Annotated in this window: 14 protein-coding genes; 10 read left to right on the top strand and 4 right to left on the bottom strand. The window is 41.3% G+C overall.

What is annotated here, in order from left to right:
• Positions 1-53 precede the first annotated feature (53 nt).
• Complete coding sequence (gene uvrB, locus BGP15_RS21790) at positions 54-2087, bottom strand: excinuclease ABC subunit UvrB (protein WP_286770729.1); 2034 nt, start codon at positions 2085-2087, stop codon at positions 54-56.
• A gap of 283 nt (positions 2088-2370) precedes the next feature.
• On the opposite strand from uvrB, the gene upp reads away from it, so the two are divergent.
• From upp to BGP15_RS21750, 8 genes are all read left to right on the top strand, one after another.
• A complete protein-coding gene (gene upp, locus BGP15_RS21785) occupies positions 2371-3018 on the top strand; it encodes a uracil phosphoribosyltransferase (protein ID WP_046672304.1) in 648 nt (215 codons plus the stop codon).
• A 104-nt stretch (positions 3019-3122) separates the two neighbouring features.
• Positions 3123-3596 (top strand): ribonuclease H-like YkuK family protein, encoded by a 474-nt coding sequence (locus BGP15_RS21780; RefSeq protein ID WP_046672303.1) that lies wholly within the window; start codon positions 3123-3125, stop codon positions 3594-3596.
• A gap of 52 nt (positions 3597-3648) precedes the next feature.
• A complete protein-coding gene (gene pnuC / locus BGP15_RS21775) occupies positions 3649-4251 on the top strand; it encodes a nicotinamide riboside transporter PnuC (protein WP_070563266.1) in 603 nt (200 codons plus the stop codon).
• Between the two features lie 23 nt (positions 4252-4274).
• A complete protein-coding gene (locus tag BGP15_RS21770) occupies positions 4275-4808 on the top strand; it encodes an AAA family ATPase (protein ID WP_070563596.1) in 534 nt (177 codons plus the stop codon).
• Between the two features lie 150 nt (positions 4809-4958).
• Complete coding sequence (locus BGP15_RS21765) at positions 4959-5369, top strand: BrxA/BrxB family bacilliredoxin (RefSeq protein ID WP_070563263.1); 411 nt, start codon at positions 4959-4961, stop codon at positions 5367-5369.
• A 394-nt stretch (positions 5370-5763) separates the two neighbouring features.
• Complete coding sequence (locus BGP15_RS21760) at positions 5764-7275, top strand: amidohydrolase (protein ID WP_286770728.1); 1512 nt, start codon at positions 5764-5766, stop codon at positions 7273-7275.
• A 196-nt stretch (positions 7276-7471) separates the two neighbouring features.
• Positions 7472-8374, top strand: a complete 903-nt coding sequence (locus tag BGP15_RS21755; RefSeq protein WP_070563257.1) for a GLPGLI family protein — start codon at positions 7472-7474, stop codon at positions 8372-8374.
• A complete protein-coding gene (locus BGP15_RS21750; protein WP_286770727.1) occupies positions 8374-11034 on the top strand; it encodes a peptidase associated/transthyretin-like domain-containing protein in 2661 nt (886 codons plus the stop codon). Before BGP15_RS21755 ends, BGP15_RS21750 begins: the two co-directional genes overlap by 1 nt.
• Positions 11035-11296: 262 nt before the next feature.
• Here the strand turns inward: BGP15_RS21750 and lipA are convergent, their stop codons facing one another.
• Positions 11297-12178 (bottom strand): lipoyl synthase, encoded by an 882-nt coding sequence (gene lipA / locus BGP15_RS21745; RefSeq protein ID WP_046672297.1) that lies wholly within the window; start codon positions 12176-12178, stop codon positions 11297-11299.
• A 149-nt stretch (positions 12179-12327) separates the two neighbouring features.
• On the opposite strand from lipA, the gene BGP15_RS21740 reads away from it, so the two are divergent.
• Both BGP15_RS21740 and carB read left to right on the top strand, forming a co-directional pair.
• Positions 12328-14586 carry a beta-N-acetylhexosaminidase gene (locus tag BGP15_RS21740; RefSeq protein WP_286770726.1) on the top strand — a complete coding sequence of 753 codons (2259 nt, stop codon included), beginning with the start codon at positions 12328-12330 and terminating at the stop codon, positions 14584-14586.
• A 354-nt stretch (positions 14587-14940) separates the two neighbouring features.
• On the top strand, positions 14941-17760 hold the full coding sequence (gene carB, locus BGP15_RS21735) for a carbamoyl-phosphate synthase large subunit (RefSeq protein ID WP_046672295.1): 2820 nt from the start codon (positions 14941-14943) through the stop codon (positions 17758-17760).
• A gap of 44 nt (positions 17761-17804) precedes the next feature.
• Here the strand turns inward: carB and BGP15_RS21730 are convergent, their stop codons facing one another.
• On the bottom strand, positions 17805-18743 hold the full coding sequence (locus tag BGP15_RS21730) for a formylglycine-generating enzyme family protein (protein WP_286770725.1): 939 nt from the start codon (positions 18741-18743) through the stop codon (positions 17805-17807).
• A gap of 168 nt (positions 18744-18911) precedes the next feature.
• The gene (locus BGP15_RS21725) at positions 18912-20318 is read right to left on the bottom strand and encodes a Gfo/Idh/MocA family protein (RefSeq protein ID WP_286770724.1); all 1407 of its coding nucleotides are present in this window, start codon (positions 20316-20318) and stop codon (positions 18912-18914) included.
• Positions 20319-20903 lie beyond the last annotated feature (585 nt).

The following is a 20903-nucleotide window of genomic DNA, read 5'->3' as shown; positions in this document are numbered from 1 at the left end:
AGCGTCGTTTAACAAATCTTAAATTGATTAACAATAACTAAAACCGACTTCCTTTACGAAGGGAATCGCTCTTCATAGAGCTTCTCCAAGGAGAACATTTCATCACGATATTTCGCTGCTTCCAAGAAATCCATTTCTTTCGCTGATTTATCCATTTTCTTCCGTACGTTATCGATCGCTTTCTTCAGATCCTTCTCACTGAGATACTGCATCACTGGATCAGCTGCAATGGCCTGCGACGGATCAGGTTCAACATAAATTTTAGGTTCAATACCCGAGAAATCAGCAACAGAAGTCTGCTCTAAGATCTCCTCTCTTGTTTTGCCCACAGTACGCGGTGTAATGCCATGTTCCAAGTTATATTTCATCTGCTTGTCTCGGCGACGATTGGTTTCATCTATTGTGACGCGCATGCTATCCGTCATTTTATCCGCATACATAATAACCCGACCTTTATCATTCCGGGCCGCGCGACCAATCGTCTGAATAAGCGATCGTTCGGAACGCAGAAAGCCCTCCTTATCCGCGTCGAGAATAGCAACAAGCGTGACCTCCGGCAAATCAAGCCCCTCACGAAGTAAATTCACCCCGACCAGGATATCAAATTCACCCAAGCGGAGCCCCCGCAAGATTTCAACCCGCTCCAAGGTTTTAATTTCAGAGTGGATATAACGGACTTTTAAGTTCAGCTTGGTCATATATTTGGAAAGTTCTTCAGCCATGCGTTTGGTCAATGTAGTAGCCAAAACACGTCCTCCCTCTTTAATGGTCTTATCGACTTCTTCCAAGAAATCATCGACCTGATTAATCGCTGGTCGTACTTCAATAATTGGATCCAGAAGTCCTGTTGGGCGAATGACCTGCTCAACGACAACACCTTCGGTCTGCTGCAGTTCGTAATCGCCCGGAGTCGCCGATACATAAATCGTCTGATTTGTCAAGGATTCAAACTCCGGAAAGTTTAAAGGTCTATTATCCAAAGCCGCGGGCAACCTAAACCCATGTTCTACCAAGGAAACTTTTCGCGATCGGTCACCTCCATACATCGCACGTAATTGCGGTAAGGTCACGTGACTCTCATCAATGACCAACAGGTAATCTTCCGGAAAATAATCCAGCAAACAGAACGGACGCATCCCCGGTTGTCTACCATCAAAAAAGCGGGAATAATTTTCAATCCCCGAACAATAGCCCAGTTCACGCATCATTTCCAGATCATAATTGACGCGCTCCTCTAAACGCTTCGCCTCCAGCATTAAGCCCTCGTCTTCCAGTTGCGTTTTCCGTTGCATCAATTCATCTTGGATAGCCCAGATCGATTCTTTGAATTTTTCTTTCGGTGTAACGAAGAGATTTGCTGGAAAAAGAGCAAGATCTTCCATCTTGTTGAGCGTTTTCCCTGAAATGGGATCGATCTCACTCAGTTCGTCAATTTCATCCCCAAAGAATGAAATCCGAATAGCATTATCCAAGTATGCCGGAAACACGTCCACTGTATCACCTTTAACCCGAAAGGTACCCCGTTTAAACTCTGTGGTCGTTCGCGAATATAAAATCTCCACCAACTTATGCAGTAAAGCGTTTCTAGTGACAGTCATACCGACCCCAAAACGAAAGATAGACCGGGAGAAATCTTCCGGATTTCCCATACCGTAGATACAGGATACCGAAGAGACGACAACAATATCACGCCGTCCCGACATCAATGACGACGTGGTTGCCAACCGCAGCTTTTCGATTTCCTCGTTAATCGCCAAATCCTTCTCGATGTAGGTATTTGTCGAAGCAATAAAAGCTTCGGGTTGATAATAATCGTAATAAGACACAAAATAGTTGACCGAGTTATTGGGAAAGAACTGTTTGAATTCACCGTACAACTGAGCCGCCAAAGTTTTATTGTGGCTTAAAATCAATGTCGGCTTTTGGGTTTCCTGAATCACATTGGCAACAGTAAAGGTTTTGCCCGATCCCGTTACCCCCAAAAGCGTCTGGTATTGCTCTGCCTGCTCTACCCCTGCTACCAACTGCTTAATTGCTTCTGGCTGATCGCCTGTGGGTTTGTACTCCGATGTCAATTCAAATTTCATATATTTCCTATTTCTTTAAGAAAACCATTCAGGCCTTTTCCAGCAAACATTGCACCACGAATTGCTTGAGCCCTAAGCTCAAAAACAGTTTTTGTAATCCGATGGTTTCAATCTGCTTCAAGACGATTTGTTGACCTGTGGTCCAGGCCATATCCTGCTATGGTCTTACACAAATTTACTAAAAATTTTACCATTTTAGCGCAAACTATAATAATACCATAGATGTTATTACTTTCAATTGATTATTTATTATCTTTAGCTTAACTGAACTAGCACACACGCCATGGTCACTATTCTATCTACCCAAAATAGCATTGCAAATCATTTTATTGCCGAACTGAGAGATATTACGATTCAACAGGATCGCATGCGCTTTCGTCGGAATCTGGAACGATTAGGTGAAATTTTCGCTTATGAAATCAGCAAGACGATGGCTTATAAACCTGTTGAAGTTGAAACTCCGTTAGGTGTGGCCAAAACCCATCTCTTGATGGAACAACCCGTACTCGCTACAATTCTGAGAGCGGGGCTTCCCTTTCATCAGGGACTTTTAAATGTATTTGATCATGCCGACAATACCTTCATTGCGGCCTATCGGCATACCAAAAAGAGCGGTGAGTTTGAAATTCATAAAGAATATGTCAATACACCAAACTTAGATAATCGTACAGTAATCATTGTAGACCCCATGTTGGCCACAGGAAAGAGCCTTGTATTATGCTGTAAGGATCTCCTGGCCGAATATGACATCAAGGAATTACATATTGTTGCAGCCATTGCATCCGAGGAAGGACTGAATCACGTTCAGGCTTTTGTACCTACGGCGCACATCTGGGTAGGTGACGTCGACCACGAACTGACCTCAAAAGCTTATATTGTACCTGGACTCGGTGATGCCGGAGACCTGGCCTACGGTGTAAAACATCATTAATGTGGATAAATTATTTAAAACTGAATTAACACTTAGATCATTGAAATTCAGTAAATTTATGTCAATGATGAAGTTTAATTTTTTTATATCTAATCTATATCGCTATGAGATGGCAAAAATACAATGGCGAATCCATTCGCTCCACGATTTTCGATGCTGTTGAGGAAGTCATTAAACGAGAAGATGCCCTAGGGAATAAGCTCAAGGTTTATATAGGCACCGATTCCCAAGTCAAGAGAGGCATCATCGACTTCGCTACAGTCATCGTCTTTCTCCGGGAACATAAAGGTGGATTTATGTTTATCCAACGGGACAAAAGGCATCACCGAATGAGCATTAAAGAAAGGATGCTGCTCGAAGTCCAAAAATCCATCGATATAGCCTATCAACTCTGCCCCCTCCTCGAAAAACACAAAGTAGACCTCGAAGTCCACGCCGACATCAACACCAATCCAAATTTCCAGTCAAATGTTGCCCTGAAAGAAGCCATGGGGTATATTATGGGTATGGGGTTTGTTTTTAAGGCTAAGCCCGAGTCCTTTGCCAGTACCAATTGCGCGAATAAACAGGTTCAATAACGGACTATAGGGCAGACTTTGTATATTTAGGGTGTAATTTTTAATACACCACATGCAGGATTTTTTTCAGCAGATTGCACGTCAATTTGCCCAGACCTCTTGGCTCGAATGGTTAGGTACCCTGACAGGCTTTCTTTGTGTCTATTTGGCCGCTAAGCAAAATATATGGAACTGGCCAATCAGTATCATCAGCGTAGCGTCCTACGCGATTCTGTTTTATAATGCCAAACTGTACGGAGATACTGTACTACAGTTCTACTTCCTGTCCACAGCTGTGTACGGTTGGTATTATTGGATAAGACGAAAAGAAGAAAAAAAGAAACCTATCGTCAAAGCCAGCAATGGGCAGCTGCTCCTTTGCCTCCTGGCAATCCTGATCCTAACACTATCAATCGGTTATCTCCTCGATAGCAAGACAAATTCCGATGTCCCTTATATTGATGCATTCTGCACCTCCGTAAGTTTTGTTGCTCAATTTCTGATGACGCGCAAAGTGCTTCAAAATTGGCTCTTATGGGTATTTGTGGATATTTGTTATATCCCGCTCTATATACACAAAGACCTTATGCTGACCGCAGTACTCTACCTTGTTTTCACGCTCATCGCTTGGAATGGCTATCGCGATTGGCAGAAAACCTATAAAAATTTTGCGTAATATTGCGTATCAAAACGATCGATGTGGGAAAAGATTTCATAAAAATTGCCGTTGTTGGCCCCGAGTCCACCGGAAAATCAACGATGGCACAATTTCTTGCCAAGGAATTTCAGACGGTATGCGTACCCGAGTATTCACGTTATTATTGCCAAAGCCTCAACAATAAATATACCCTGCAGGACGAAGTCAATATGTTTTATGGACAGGTAGCCCTAGAGGAAGCCCTGATCCCTTTAGCGCAAGACCAGCTCCTCATCTGTGACACCACCTTTCTTACGGTAAAAATTTGGTCAGATCATCTTTTCGGTCATACGCCGCAGGAAGTCACCGATAAAATTCAACAACATGTTTATGATCTCTACCTGCTGATGGATATCGATCTACCTTGGCAGGATGATCCACTACGGGATTTTCCCGAACAGCGCGAACACTTCATGGAGATCTGGAAAAGCGAATTGAACGCCATTAATGCGAATTACCGTCTTATTTCCGGGCTCGGCGACCAACGTCTTGAAAATGGACTTCATGCGGTAAAAGATTTTCTGACATTGATTTGAGACAAGTGTCTTGACGAAGCAGCCTTTTACAGCTATATTTGTAAGCATAAAGTATAGCTGTTGTTTATACGGACTAAAAATACTTGCCCAGCGACAGAAAGCTTTATAGAAACAATTAAAATAGAATATTAACATTTTACTTAAGAAATAATGTATCCAGAATATTTAGTAACTCCAATGCGTCAAGAGTTAGTTGATGCAGGATTCGAAGAATTAAAAACTCCTGAAGCAGTTGATCAGGCTATCGCATCAGAAGGAACTGTCTTTGTGGTTGTAAACTCTGTTTGTGGTTGCGCTGCAGCAAATGCACGCCCAGCTGCAAAAGCTGCTGTAAAAAATGAAAAACACCCAGCTAAATTGGTCACTGTTTTCGCAGGTATGGAAACTGATGCTGTAAACACTGCACGTAACTACATGTTGCCTTATCCGCCATCTTCTCCAGCAATGGCTTTATTTAAAGACGGAAAATTGGTACACATGATTGAAAGACATATGATTGAAGGTCGCCCGGCACAAATGATTGCTGACAATTTAGTTGCAGCATTTGACGAGTACTGTTAATCACGTATTTTGATTTTTGAATTAAAAAGGCTGTCCAAGTTATTTGGATAGCCTTTTTTGTATTTGGATAATCCGTATTCGCATTACTTTTCCTTCAGGTTGCCTTTCACTACTTTACTGATGATCTACTGTCCCAATAATACGCGACAATTCAGCGTAGGTACTTCACGTAAAGCAATTCGATAAGTCAAAACCCCGAGTCCGCATCTCCAATAGATCTAGCCCCAAGCCTAGTTTCCGTTTATTCAAAGCTTTTTGCTATTTTTAGGTTATGAAAACCTTCCCAATCATCATTTTTTTGTTCTGCTTGACAATCATTTCATGTTCACCACAAACGAAAGTGGACCTCATTGTTTATCATGCGCAAATATATACTGTAGATTCGGCTTTTAGTATGGCACAAGCTTTTGCTGTTAAAGACGGTAAATTTATTGCCATCGGTTCCGATGAAGAAATACAGCGGAAGTACAAAGCAATAGAAAAAATTGATGCGCAGGGGAAGGCCATTTATCCGGGATTCTACGATGCTCATGCTCATTTATTTGACGAGGCCGAACTAATGGATCAAGTCGACCTAAACGGTAGCGATTCTTTCGAGGAGGTTATTCAACGTGTCAAAAACTACCAGCAAAAAAATCCGGACAAAACTTGGCTGATCGGTGGTGGCTGGGACCAAAATCACTGGAAAGATAAAACTTTCCCAACCAAGGACCTACTCGACAAAGCTTTCCCAGATATCCCCGTCTACCTCATGCGTGTAGATTATCATGCGGCGGTAGCCAACTCCAAAGCGCTAGAATGGGCCAAATTAACCAGTATTCCCACGATTCGTGGCGGTGTGGTCGGCGGGAATAATAATATCCCCAATGGCCTCTTGATCGACAATGCAATGGATCTTGTCAATAAGACAATCCCGGTTCCGAGTGAGAAAGACTACTTAAGAATGCTCAAGCGAACGCAAGACTCCCTCCTTTCCGTCGGTCTAACCACTATTGTAGACGCAGGTTTATCAAAAGAAAGACTCGATCTCCTAAAAAAATACTATCGCGAAGGACAGTTGAAAATTAGAGATTATGCCATGATCCTCGGCATTCCCCAAAACATAAAGTCATTTATCGATCAGGGTTTCTATGAAACGGACCGTTTCGAGATCAAAGGGTTTAAACTGCTCGCCGATGGTGCATTGGGATCTCGTGGCGCATGCCTCCTCGCACATTACCATGATGCCCCCACCCACGGCTTTCTCCTCCATAGCCCCCAGGAATACGAAGCCATGATCAAACAGATTGCCGAAAGTAAGTTTCAGGCAAATACCCATGCAATAGGCGATTCGGCCAATCGTATTATTCTGGATATCTATGGCAAATACCTCCACAATAATGGTGACCGTAGATGGCGCATCGAGCACGCCCAAATTATATCGCCTACAGATTTTGACAAGTTTCGAAAGTATCAAATCATACCATCTGTACAACCTACACACGCAACCTCCGATATGTACTGGGCCAAAGATCGACTTGGTGAAGAACGTATGAAAAGCGCTTACGCTTATAAGCGTCTGTTGGCAGAATATGGCAAACTCGCTTTGGGGAGTGACTTTCCGGTTGAACATTTTAACCCCATATATGGTTTCCACGCCGCTGTAGCACGTGTCGACAAAAAAGGCTATCCTAACCACGGGTTTCAGATGCAAGATGCCATAAGCCGTGAAGATGCCTTAAAAGGAATGACGATCTGGGCGGCATATTCTTGTTTTCAGGAGAAAAAACGAGGAAGTATCGAAGTGGGAAAAGATGCCGATTTTGTTATCCTCGAAAAGGATATCTTGAAAATTCCAAATGAGCAACTGCGAAATGTAAAAACAGAACGGACAGTAATTGCAGGTGAGACCCTGTTTAAAAGATAACAAGAACTGATATGCCTAGCCATACCCAATAAACTTATACCGCTAACGAAACAAGATAGCTAACAAAAGTATTGCTAACAAGTCAAACCTTTCTTAACCTGCATTAGCACAACCCTAGGGAGGATAATAACGAAAAGTTCAAATAAATTTTTATAATTACGAATGTTTCGTATATTTACGATATAAACATATATTTATGAAATATTCATTATCAATCCTACTGTCTGTGGCCACGCAGCTATTATTTGCACAAGAGCGTACTCCTGCCATCGCTAAAGTACATTACGAATTCAAACATGTCAATGACAGTACCCAACGGGACCAATTTTTACGCGATGAAACAGTGGTTTACCTGAATCAGCAGGGCAGCTACTATACGTCATATTCATCCAAACGCATGCAGGAAGAGGTCAAAAAACAGATGGAAGATCCCGCATTTTCCGGCAATCTAACCCTTACTACGCGCTCTTCGCCCTCATCATCATCTTATCTAATCAACCCCGATCAAAATAAAATAACAGAGGTAATATCCGTTGCTAGTGACCATTTCTCCATTACTTCACCATATCCCACACAGGATTGGGAAATCTTGGGAGATCGTAAAGAAATCGGTGGTTACAATTGCCAAAATGCGAAGGCAACATTCAAAGGCCGCACCTATATCGCCTGGTTTACAACCGAACTTCCATTTTCCTATGGTCCCTGGAAACTTCATGGTCTACCCGGACTTATCCTTGACGCACGGGACACAAAAAATGAAGTGATTTTTGCTTACGCCGGATTCGATAAAATTGAAGATGGAAAAACATTTGTCGAACTGCCACAAAATACCATCGCAAGTACGGCAGATGAAGTAAAGAAAATTCAGGAAGCCTTTAAGGCCAATCCTCAAGCCTACATGCAAGCGCAATCCGGAAAGAATAGAGCCATCAATGTAGGCTCAAACGGAAACATCGTTGCCGTTCGATCCGGTAATTCAGGTGGAAGCTCCCCTATTGGTGCTTTGGATCCATCCAAAATAAAAAGTTTCAATATTTCAAGAGACGATAAATACAAACCTTCGAAGGTTACCAATAATCCGATAGAGCTGACGCCTTAATGAAAGTATTTCTATGTTTATTTATAGTCGTTTTGCTTGGGCAAATAACCTTTGCCCAGCAAACGATTAGTGGAACGGTCCAAGTGGATAAGACACAGCATCCCGTACCCTTTGCCAGTGTCAACATCCTTTCAGACGGTAAAATCATCGCTTTCAAGCCGACAGATAAAGATGGGCGTTTCACAATCACATTGACAAAGGAATATGCGAGCCTTTACCTGCAGATCAATCACCTTACTTACGAAAAATTTGAACTCAAACTTGGCACACAGACATCCAATCTTCGGATCGCCCTCGTTCCAAAAACCAATCTGCTACAAGACGTCATTGTAAAGAGCAAACCTAAAGTGAGCCGTTCAAATGATACGATTTCCTACGACGTCGGATCTTTTGCCAAAGAGGAGGATCGCAATATAGGCGACGTAATCAAACGCCTTCCGGGCATGGAAGTTACCGAATCGGGGCTTATAAAATACCAGGATAAAACCGTTTCTAAACTTTACATTGACGGTGACGATCTGTTGGAAAATCGCTATGGTGTAGGTACACGGACAATCCCGCATAAAATGGTAAAGGACATTCAGGTGCTCGACAATCACGAACATTATAAGGTCCTTAAAAATAAAAGATTTACAGACGACGTCGCCATCAATCTCGTTATCAAAGAGGAAGCTAAGCTGAAGCTCACTGGACAGGCCAAAATTGGCGTCGGCACCCCCAATCTCTATGATCCTGAATTGAATTCAATCCTATTCAACAAGAAAGTAAAGATGCTGAATGTTCTCAACGGGAATAATACAGGTCATGATCTTTCCGGAGATATTATTGGAGCCAATCAATCCTCTTTACTGGCCAAGTTCGGCAGCTCGACTATCAACAATCTCCTGGCGACGAGCACAACAGGCAGTCCAAATATTCCTAAAAACAATTATTACTTCAACAATACCGGTTCACTGAACACCAATAACCTATACAACCTCAAGAATCTCTGGCAGCTAAAATCCAATATTCAGGTTTTATACGACAACGATAGGCAAAATAATGCCTCAAACACGCAATACCTGCTCGATGATGGTGACGTTTATTTTAATGAGCAAAATCACATGAAAACAGCGCGTTGGCTTGGCGCAGCCAGACTTTCGGCATCTACCAATACGGAAAAGAAATATGCGAGCAATACTTTATCATTTGAATATGAAAAAAAAGATATTACAGCGTTGCTGGCAAACTCCTCAGGGCAGATCGAGCAGTTCCAAAAACACCACATCAAGGGATTCAGCAACTTGTTCAGCTATATACCCCAACTTAAAAACAATGACATTATTGCAATCAACTGGTCTTTAAATTATGGCAATAAACCGCAGACATTACAGATCTATCCCGGTGTTTTTCCAGAAATACTCAACGATAGCATTCCCTATAAAAGCAGCCGCCAGCAAATCGAAGTTCCTTCCTTTTTTACGGAGATCAGTACAGGTTATCGCTTCAATAAAGGCAGAATCAAACAATATTATCAAATTGGCTTCAATACAGATCGCCAACATTTCAACTCACTCCTTACCATAGTAGATAATGAGCAACGTGTTCGAACATTGGGCGATAATACCCGTAATAATCTGTATTGGAGCAGATCCCAAGCGTTTATTACACCGCAATATTCCTGGAAAACAAATCGATTTGAAACCCAGCTCGAGATCCCGATCACCTATTTGTTTACGCATTATGAAGATGTCAGCCATCAACTGGCCACGTCCAAAAATTCCATGCTGATCAATCCTAATTTAAAAGCAAGATGGCAGATTTCACAAGAAGACTATCTTCAATTTAACTATCAATTTGCGCAGGATATAGGCAATATTGAAGATATATACCGTGGTGCCGTATTACGGAACTATAGAATGCTTAGCCAAAATAATGCAGCGCTAAATGAATCCAAAAAACATACGTTTAATCTCAATTATAATTTGGCCCGCACCCTAAAAGTATTATTTGCAAATGCAGGTATTAGCTATACAAGATCGCTTTCCAACACGATGTTATCGTCCGTTATAAAAAATAACATCACCGAAAACATATTGGTCAATATGGATAACCTGCAAGATCGATGGTCATCTCAGATCGGATTTGATAAATACATCTTCCCTTTGGCAAGTACCCTCAAACTAAAAGGAAGCATTTCTTACTTCAAATACAATCAATTGTTAAACAATGCGCTAGTGCCTACTCGAAGTATGAGCTATCTATTTCAGCCCAGTATTGAAGCTAAGGTATTTAAATCTTATAATATTTCCTATTCAGGACTATTCAATTGGAGCCAGAGCAAACAACAGGGCCTTGACAATGCGATCCAAAACAAAACTACCACCATGATGCATAACATAGGCTTTCCAGCCAGTCCCTTTAAAAATGGCTTTATGCGGCTAAACCTACGTAATCTTTCCACCTTTCAAACAAACATGAAGAATGCAAGTTATACCTTCATCGACTTTTTTACGCGCTATAAGATCAACAAGTGGAAAATGGATATCGAATTGGAAATGAATAATTTGGCCAATATCAAAAACTATCGCACCTACCTGATGACGGCCAATATGATTTCACAGAATGAATTTGAACTTCGCGGGAGAACAATTTTACTTCGTACAGTTTTCAACCTTTAAGACTCGAACCATCGGAAAGAAACAATTACGTTTTCTAGTGCTCGTCTATTGTTGTGCCCATAGACCAATCTCTTCCAATTGAAATCTCGCTATTTTAGCAGATTATCGATGATGAACAAGAGTAATAAGTTTTTCAACCCCTAGAGGCAAACCGTTTCATTTAAAAAAAAATAGAAAAAAGAAGCCTGAGCAAAAAAATCACCCAGGCTTCTTTTTATATCTTGCGAAAAATATTCTTTGTTAAAAAACTTAGAAATGTTTTCTATTGCATATCAAATAAATGTTTCTCTGCATGGTAAGAAGAACGAACCAGCGGTCCAGACTCCACATACTTGAATCCCATTTCCAAACCAATTTTCTGATATTTCTCAAATTGTGCAGGTGTAATCCACTCGATTACAGGATGGTGAGCTTTGGTAGGCTGTAAATATTGCCCCAGTGTCAAAATATGTACCCCAACGTTATATAAATCTTGCATTGCCTCGATAACATCTTCCTCTGTTTCCCCTAAACCAAGCATAATTCCTGATTTTGTACGGAGTCCAGCTTCAGAAATTCGACGCAGACACTCAAGTGAACGATCATATTTAGCTTGAACGCGAACTTCTCTTGTCAAACGACGTACAGTTTCAAGGTTGTGCGAAACAACCTCGGGACGTACTGCAATCACGCGGTCCAAATTATCCCATTGTCCTTTAAAATCTGGCAAAAGTGTTTCTAAGGTTGTTTCAGGACTTTCCCTTCGGATGGCATTTATTGTCTCCGCCCATATTATCGAACCACCATCTTTTAGGTCATCACGATCCACCGAAGTGATCACACAATGTTTTACCTGCATTAACTTAACAGAATTGGCAACACGATTAGGTTCATCCAGATCCACCGCCAACGGACGGCCTGTTGCTACCGCACAAAATGAGCAAGAACGTGTACAGATATTTCCCAAAATCATGAAGGTTGCCGTTCCAGCCCCCCAACATTCGCCCATATTCGGGCAATTTCCACTCTCACAAATTGTATGTAATTTATGCTCGTCTACAAGACTTCTGACATGTCTATACTCTTTACCAACAGGCAATTTGACACGCAACCAATCAGGCTTGCGTTGTGCAGGAGTTGCCGGAATAACTGGAAGTTCAATCATACAACAAAGTTAAGGATTAAAAATGTAATTTCTAACCGTCAATTTGTTGGTTTTATATCATAAAAAATGAGCGATTGCCGTCAATAATAGAATTATGAAACAAAAATTAGGATATTTGTGTTGATTATCATTAATCTAATAACAAAACTATGCGACTGAGCCGATCTTTATCCATGTTGTTACTTGGGGGTGCAACCATTTTTACAGCACAAGCCCAAACCAACTTTGACATTATACCCAAACCTTCGAAAATCACCTTGGCTACTGGAACATACGCTATCCCTGCACATCTTCAGGTTATTGTTTCAGATGAATTTCAGGAGGCGACACAGTTACTTACTGAACACCCCGCCATCAAAAGCCTCACTGTCGAAGTACTCAAGAAAAATAAAAAAGGCCCTAAAGAAGGCTTTCGCATTATTAAAGCTGTCGATGCAGATAATCTGAGTAAGAACGCCTATTCCATTCAAATCGATGAAAAAGGCCTGCTACTCAGGGCTTGGAATGTACCTCAGGTGATCAATGGGATTTACACGCTGGTTCAATTAGGCTATCTACAAGCCGATCCAAGTAAAGTAGCCTATGCGACTATAGTCGATGAGCCTCGCTTTGCCTATCGTGGCTTACACCTGGATGTATCGCGTCATTTTATGCCACTATCCTTTGTAAAAAAGTATATCGACATCATGGCCATCTATAAGTTCAATAACTTTCATTGGCATTTAACCGACGGAGCGGGGTGGCGACTGGAGATTAAAAAGTACCCAGAGTTAACACAAAAAGCGGCCTGGCGAACACATACGAGCTGGAAAGATTGGTGGAACAATGGTCGTCAGTATGTAGAAAAAGGTACGCCAAATGCCAGCGGTGGATTCTATACACAGGAAGAGGCCCGCGAATTGGTCGATTATGCTGCCCGCAAAGGAATCAATGTTATTCCCGAAATAGAAATGCCCGGACATTCGGAAGAAGTATTGGCCGTATATCCCGAACTCTCCTGTTCCGGAAAGCCCTATAGTCAGGGAGAATTCTGCATCGGCAATGAAAAAACCTTTGAATTTCTAAAAAATGTATTGGATGAAGTCCTCACAATATTCCCTTCCCAGTACATTCATATCGGCGGTGACGAAGCTGAGAAAAAGCATTGGGAAACCTGTCCAAAAGATCAGGCACTCATGCAGAAAGAAGGACTGAAATCTGTCGACGAACTGCAGAGCTATGCCATCAGACAAATGGATCAATACCTGCAATCTAAGGGTAGAAAACTGATCGGTTGGGACGAAATCCTACAAGGGGGACTTACCGAAGGAGCTACCGTCATGAGCTGGCGCGGTGAAGATGGCGGCATAAAGGCCGCAAATGCAGGCCATGATGTCATCATGACTCCCGGTTCACACCTCTATTTTGATTCTTATCAGACAGACCCTCGGACACAGCCTGAGGCCATCGGCGGTTACCTGACACTGGATAAGGTGTATTCATATGATCCTATTCCAGCGGCCATTCAAGGAGATAAAGCCAAGCATATTCTCGGAGCACAAGCGAATATATGGACAGAATATGTTCCTACCACCGAACACCTTGAGTATATGGTATTCCCACGTGCATTGGCTTTAGCAGAGGTCAATTGGACCAATAAAGATGGGAAAAGCTGGACTGACTTTCGTCGAAGACTGCAATCTCATTATAAGCTTTTACAAGATCTGAACGTCAATTATTACCGTCCTTCCTTTAATGTCGCTTATACGGCCACCTACAATGCAGCTAAAAACAACAATAAAATTATGCTGACAACCGAGCAACTAAAAACAGATCAGATCCGATATACCATTGATGGCAGTGAGCCTACAATCCAGTCTACGCCGTATACCGGACCATTTGAACTCAGCTCGACAGGCCATATCAATGCGGCTTATTTTCTAGATTCTATCAAAATTGGTCCAACCCTATCCTTTGATATTGACATTCATCGCGTTATCGGAAAAAAAGTAACGTACAACACAGCATGGTCGGGATATCCAGCACAAAAAGATTCTACCTTAACAAATGGAATCATGGGTGGTCTTTCCTATCACGATGGCCAATGGCAAGGATTCACCAGTCCGATTGATGTGGTCGTGGATATGGAACGTAGAGAAGAAATACACCAGGTAGCCATGAATTTTATGCAGATGATTGGCCCGGGCGTTTACATGCCCGGAGAAATGGAAGTCCTGCTTTCGGATAATGGCCGTACCTTCAGATCGGTAGGAACAATCAAAAATGATATATCCGATAAAGAGTCCAAGTTGACTTTCAAAAGGTTTGAACTCAAACTTGACAAAGCACAGCAGGCGCGTTATATAAAGATCAAAGCCAGCAATCCTAAAAAAGGTTACTTGTTTACAGACGAAATCATCGTTTATTAAACACATCTGGACAGTTTTCTAAACCTGCATGTTTTATTGACTTGTGGTTTCTCATTAAAGCATCAATGAGTTCAAAACTCACTGTTATCGGAAAACAACAACCTTCATGATTTCACAGCACCAATAGCTCTAAAATCATGAAGGTTCTATACTCGTTTTTGTTTTTCAGGACTACTTTTCCAATAAACGGCATTTAATTTTGAAATATTATTAAAATAAATACTTAATTTTCAAAATTTAAAATGTAACTTTGCACTCCGACAAAGCAGTCGGAATGACCCTTCCCCATGAGCTATTTTTGATTGTCTTTGCTCAGATTTACAATAGGAAATTTAATTTTTTGAACTAGATATAATGCCAAGAAACACTTCCATTAAGTCGGTTTTAATCATCGGATCAGGTCCCATCGTTATCGGTCAAGCTTGTGAATTTGATTATTCTGGATCTCAAGCATCCCTTTCATTGAAAGAAGAAGGTATTGAAGTATCCATCATCAACTCAAACCCTGCAACAATCATGACGGACAAAGTTGTTGCGGACAATGTCTACTTACTTCCATTAACTTGCGAAAGTATTGAAGAAATTTTGCAAAAACACAACATTGACGCTGTACTTCCTACCATGGGTGGCCAAACGGCTTTGAACTTATGTATCGAAGCTTCCAACCTAGGCCTTTGGGAAAAATACAATGTAAAAGTTATCGGTGTTGATGTTGCTGCCATTGAAAAAACTGAAAACCGCGAAGAATTCCGTCAATTAATGGTTGATATCGGTGTGGGCGTTGCAACATCCAAAATTGCAAACTCATTCCTTGAAGGTAAAGAAGCGGCACAAGAGATTGGCTATCCGCTTGTTATACGTCCATCTTATACCCTTGCAGGTACAGGAGGTGGATTTGTTCACAGAAAAGAAGATTTTGACGCAGCCTTAAATAGAGGTTTACATGCATCACCAACACATGAAGTTTTGGTTGAACAAGCTGTATTGGGCTGGAAAGAATTTGAGTTGGAATTACTTCGCGATACCAATGACAATGTTATCATCATCTGTACTATTGAAAACTTTGATCCAATGGGTATCCACACTGGAGACTCGATCACTGTTGCACCAGGCATGACATTATCAGACAAATGTTATCAAGATATGCGTAATCAGGCTATCCTGATGATGCGTTCAATTGGTACATTTGCGGGTGGTTGTAACGTTCAGTTCTCTGTAAACCCAGAAAACGAAGAGATCATCGCCATCGAAATCAATCCACGTGTATCACGCTCTTCCGCTTTAGCATCGAAAGCAACGGGTTATCCAATTGCGAAGATTGCAGCTAAACTGGCGATCGGTTACAACTTAGATGAATTACAAAATCAGATCACAAAGACAACATCCGCATATTTTGAACCAACATTGGATTATGTGATTGTTAAGATCCCTCGTTTCAACTTCGATAAATTCAAAGGAGCAAACAAGGAATTAGGTCTACAGATGAAAGCGGTAGGTGAAGTAATGGCAATCGGCCGTACATTTATCGAAGCTTTACAGAAAGCATGTCAATCCTTGGAGACTGGCCGCGCTGGTTTAGGTGCTGATGGTCGTCAATGGAGAAACCTTGACGAAATCATGGATAGTCTCGAACATCCAAGTGGTGACCGCTTATTCCATATCAAAGATGCTTTCGAATTAGGCGTTCCTTTGGAATCGATCCGTAAGGCAACACGTATCGACAAATGGTTCTTGGTACAGATCCAAGAGTTGGTACACCTTGAGCAAGAATTACGTCGTTATCAATTGAATAATATCCCGCGCGACTTCTTCATGACCTTAAAACAAAAAGGTTATTCAGATGTACAAATTGCATGGTTATTAGGAAATGTAACCGAGGATCAAGTGTACGATCGTCGTAAGGAGTTAGGGATCAACCGTGTTTACAAAATGGTCGATACTTGTGCTGCAGAATTCCCGGCACAAACACCTTATTACTATTCGACATTCGAAGAAGAGAACGAATCCATCTCTTCAGATAGAAAGAAAATCATCGTTTTAGGTTCTGGTCCAAACCGTATCGGTCAAGGTATCGAGTTCGACTACTCTTGTGTACATGGTTTATTAGCTGCTAAAGAATGTGGTTACGAAGCGATTATGGTTAACTGTAACCCGGAGACTGTATCGACAGACTTCAATATGGCTGATAAATTATACTTCGAGCCCGTATTCTGGGAGCACGTACGTGAGATCATCGAATTAGAAAAACCCGAAGGTGTTATCGTTCAGTTGGGTGGACAAACAGCTCTTAAAATGGCTGAGCGTCTAGAGCAACTTGGCGTAAAAATCATCGGTACTTCATTTGAGAATATGGACTTGGCGGAAGACCGTGGCCGTTTCTCCGATTTATTGAAAGAATTGGAAATTCCATATCCAAGATACGGTGTAGCAACTTCAGCAGAAGAAGCATTACAAGTTGCAAACGAAGTTGGCTACCCAGTATTGGTGCGTCCTTCTTACGTATTGGGCGGACAAGGAATGAGTATTGTCATAAATGACGAAGATTTAGAAAAAGCTGTCGTTAACTTATTGAAAAATCTTCCTGGAAATCATATTCTGATTGACCACTTCCTGGATCGTGCAGAAGAAGCTGAATCAGATTCGATCTGTGATGGTGAAGATGTACACATCATTGGTATGATGGAACATATCGAGCCTGCAGGTATCCACTCTGGTGACTCATCGGCGGTATTACCTCCATTTGGCCTATCACAAGCTGTTCAGGACAAAATGGAAGAATATTCTATTAAACTAGCAAAAGCATTGAACGTAAGAGGTTTATTAAACATTCAGTTTGCTGTCAAAGGTGAAAATGTGTATGTTATCGAGGCTAATCCACGTGCATCACGTACAGTTCCTTTTATCGCTAAAGCTTATGATGTTCCTTACATCAATATCGCAACTAAAGTCATGTTGGGTGTCAATAAATTGAAAGACTTTACGATTGAACGTAAATTACAGGGTTACGCGATTAAAGAACCTGTATTCTCTTTCAATAAATTCCCTGAAGTAGACAAGCAATTAGGCCCTGAAATGAAATCAACTGGTGAAGCAATTCGCTTTATCAAAGATCTTCACGATCCTTATTTCAGAGAATTGTACAATCAAAAATCAATGTTTTTGAATGCACAATAAGGCATATCAATCAAATAGAAAAGGCTTGCAAATGCAAGCCTTTTCTATTTGATATCTTTCACACAGCGAAATCCAACATTATTTGTAGGACTGTTGACCTCCCCTTTTCCTCTGCTTCCGGCTTTATACCTTTCACAATATTGATCGTTGCAAAGAAATGACCCGCCCCGTTGAACGCGTTTTTCAAGGTTTGGCTCCTGCGGATCATAAGAATCCTGTGGTCCTTTGGGATTCACTGTTGTACTATGCTGATAGTAATCGGGCCTATAAAAATCAGCACACCATTCCCACACATTCCCTTCCATATCATACAGTCCCAACGCATTTGTCTGAAATGATTTTACAGGTGCAGCCCCCTCAAACCCATCTTCCTTTGAATCTTGCACAGGAAATTTTCCCTGATAAATATTTGCGGTCCATTTACCATTAGGCTTCAAGTCCTTTCCCCAATAATACAAGTCGTCGTTTGCATCATTACGTCCCCTAGCCGCATATTCCCATTCCGCTTCCGTAGGCAATCTCTTGCCTGCCCATTTCGCATAAGCTGCAGCATCTTCATAGGCAACCTGAACAACGGGATAATTCATTTTGTCCTTTATTGAGCTATTCGGTCCCTCGGGATGTTGCCAGTTTGCACCAGGGACATACTCCCACCACATCAGGTAATTATTTAATGAATTAAGTTCTTTGGGCTTAGAGAACACAGCCGATCCCGGGACTAACATCTTGGGATCCACTCCCGGAAAATCTTTCGGATCCAACTCCCGCTCAGCAACAGTTACATAACCCGTCTCCTTTACAAACTGCGCAAACTGTGCATTTGTGACCTCATGTTCATCCATATAAAATGAATTTAGTTCAACCTGATGTAGGGGCTTACTATCTTCAAAATTTGAACTTCCCATTAGAAATTTGCCCCCTTCGACCAATATCATTTTGTCCGCATTCTTGCTTTTTAGCTGGGCAATTTGGGATTTTATCATACCAGCGCGCGTAGGTATATTTTCCCCAACACAACAGGAAAGTGTATCCTTGGTGGAAAATAACGATAAACAGGTAATTAGAGTCAGATTGAATAACATAATTAAAGATAAACATAAAAGGGGAACAATAAAAAGTTCCCCTTCAATAAGTCATTTTATAAAGGAGGGCTATACGCCCAATTCTATATTTTCTTTTTTCGCTGATCTCGAACGGATAGGCGTATTTCCGCCACCTTTTAACGTGATTTCTACCGGCGTATTATTTTTCCATGCACCTTTTGTGAAATCCGGGACATCAACTGTTTTACAGTTCTTTTCGACAGATTCGAAACTCAACGGTACGATACAACTCCATGAAGCAGCGTCATAGACATCCTGATCCAAAGGTAATCCATTGCGCAAACAATCAATTAGACGCCAGTCCATCATAAAATCCATCCCACCGTGTCCACCGACCTGCTTTGCCTGCTCACCAATATATTTTACCAATTCTGGGGTGTATTTATCATACAGTTCCTTCAATTTCTGTTCTGTAATGAATTCATGACCAAAAGCAATATTCTCCGTAGGGTACTTTTGTGCAAACCCTTTGGTACCACTCAGTGTATGTAGCCTAGAATAAGGTCTAGGAGAAGTAACATCATGCTGCAACATAATCGTTTTCCCTTTGGCCGTACGGATAAGCGTTGTATTCATATTACCACGGTATTTCTTTCCTACAAATTCCTGAAAAAAAGAATCCTTAGCGGCTAACTCTTTCGCTTTCTCTCCCATCATAAAATCACTGGAAGACATCGCCACAAGATGATCCATTTTATCCCCTCTATTGATATTTAAGCATTGTGCCACAGGTCCAAGTCCATGTGTAGGGTACAGATTTCCATTTAGTTTTATATTTTCTCTTAGGCGCCACATGTTATCATAGCCATTTTTTGCAAAGTTAAGATCAAGCAAATCGTGAATATAAGCACCTTCGGCGTGAACGAGCTCGCCAAACAAGCCTTGGCGCACCATATTCAATGTCAGCATTTCGAAGAAATCATAACAGCAGTTCTCCAGCATCATACAATGCTTTTTAGTTGCCTCGGATGTTTTTACCACATCCCAACAATCCTTGATTGTCAAGGCGATCGGGACTTCACAAGCCACGTGATTACCCGCTTTCATCGCCGCAATACTCATCGGAGTATGATAATCCCAAGGCGTACAAATATAGACCAGATCAAGCTTCTCTTCTTTCAACAAGGATTTCCAGCCATCTTCACCTGAATACGTTTTAGGAGCTGCTAGACCTTTCGATGTAACAATTTTTGTTGCGCGCTCCACCCGGTCTGGATGCTTGTCACAAAGTGCGACAATTTCGCATCCCTCAATAAAGGACAAGCGTTCAACAGCACCAGGACCGCGCATACCCAGTCCTATCACCGCTACTCTGACTTTATCGATTTTTGGAGCTGCATAGCCAGACATATTAAACGACGCGGCTGCCGTATTGGCATTGACCAAAGTAGGGAGTGAAACAGCCAGCGATGACAATATTCCGGCTTTTTTAAGAAAATCTCTTCTAGAATCCATAATTTAAAGTTCATATAAATTTAAAGGGACCAATTGGTCCCTCTAAAAAATCACCTATTTTAAAACAAACTAAACAGTCAATAGAAAAAATCCTTTTGGATCGGATTTTATAGTTGGTTCTATTTAAAGAACTTAATCTCTATAACAATAATATAACACTTTTTTCTAAATAAAAAATGAAACTTGAAAGCAATCGTTTGCTTAATCTACACAAACGATTGCTTAAATTTTTATCTTCGTTGTTTTTCAATCGATATTCTGCAACCACAGAGTTTTTAATAATGAAATTCCGAGTAGAATAATGGCATTGCTACAATATAATCCAGCAATGATTACTAATGAATGCCGAGCTGCATTTGTTATCGTTAAGCAATTGTAACTTCACAGAGACCTAGCTAGAGGTATAATGTTATCGGGTTCCTGATCGGGATATGTAGATGAGAAATAGTATGTGGATACAATGATATCTGCCTTATTAAGCTTAATAATAGTGTAGGGATCATACCGAAAGTTTGGGGGGTAAAGTTTTTAAGCATACAGTTTCATTACTCTATATAAGAAGAATGTGGTGTCTCTTACGCCCCG

The organism is Sphingobacterium sp. 40-24 (assembly GCF_001899705.1).
In the GTDB taxonomy this organism is placed as follows: Bacteria; Bacteroidota; Bacteroidia; order Sphingobacteriales; family Sphingobacteriaceae; genus Sphingobacterium; species Sphingobacterium multivorum.
The sequence above is the reverse complement of the archived record's forward strand: the minus strand, read 5'-3'. Positions and strand labels throughout refer to the sequence as shown.

Excerpts from the sequence above, each read along its gene's own strand:
- uvrB (WP_286770729.1), bottom strand. The coding sequence starts at position 2,087 with ATGAAATTTGAATTGACATCGGAGTACAAACCCACAGGCGATCAGCCA.
- upp (WP_046672304.1), top strand. The coding sequence starts at position 2,371 with ATGGTCACTATTCTATCTACCCAAAATAGCATTGCAAATCATTTTATT.
- BGP15_RS21780 (WP_046672303.1), top strand. The coding sequence starts at position 3,123 with ATGAGATGGCAAAAATACAATGGCGAATCCATTCGCTCCACGATTTTC.
- pnuC (WP_070563266.1), top strand. The coding sequence starts at position 3,649 with ATGCAGGATTTTTTTCAGCAGATTGCACGTCAATTTGCCCAGACCTCT.
- BGP15_RS21765 (WP_070563263.1), top strand. The coding sequence starts at position 4,959 with ATGTATCCAGAATATTTAGTAACTCCAATGCGTCAAGAGTTAGTTGAT.
- BGP15_RS21760 (WP_286770728.1), top strand. The coding sequence starts at position 5,764 with ATGGCACAAGCTTTTGCTGTTAAAGACGGTAAATTTATTGCCATCGGT.
- BGP15_RS21755 (WP_070563257.1), top strand. The coding sequence starts at position 7,472 with ATGAAATATTCATTATCAATCCTACTGTCTGTGGCCACGCAGCTATTA.
- BGP15_RS21750 (WP_286770727.1), top strand. The coding sequence starts at position 8,374 with ATGAAAGTATTTCTATGTTTATTTATAGTCGTTTTGCTTGGGCAAATA.
- lipA (WP_046672297.1), bottom strand. The coding sequence starts at position 12,178 with ATGATTGAACTTCCAGTTATTCCGGCAACTCCTGCACAACGCAAGCCT.
- BGP15_RS21740 (WP_286770726.1), top strand. The coding sequence starts at position 12,328 with ATGCGACTGAGCCGATCTTTATCCATGTTGTTACTTGGGGGTGCAACC.
- carB (WP_046672295.1), top strand. The coding sequence starts at position 14,941 with ATGCCAAGAAACACTTCCATTAAGTCGGTTTTAATCATCGGATCAGGT.
- BGP15_RS21730 (WP_286770725.1), bottom strand. The coding sequence starts at position 18,743 with ATGATAAAATCCCAAATTGCCCAGCTAAAAAGCAAGAATGCGGACAAA.
- BGP15_RS21725 (WP_286770724.1), bottom strand. The coding sequence starts at position 20,318 with ATGGATTCTAGAAGAGATTTTCTTAAAAAAGCCGGAATATTGTCATCG.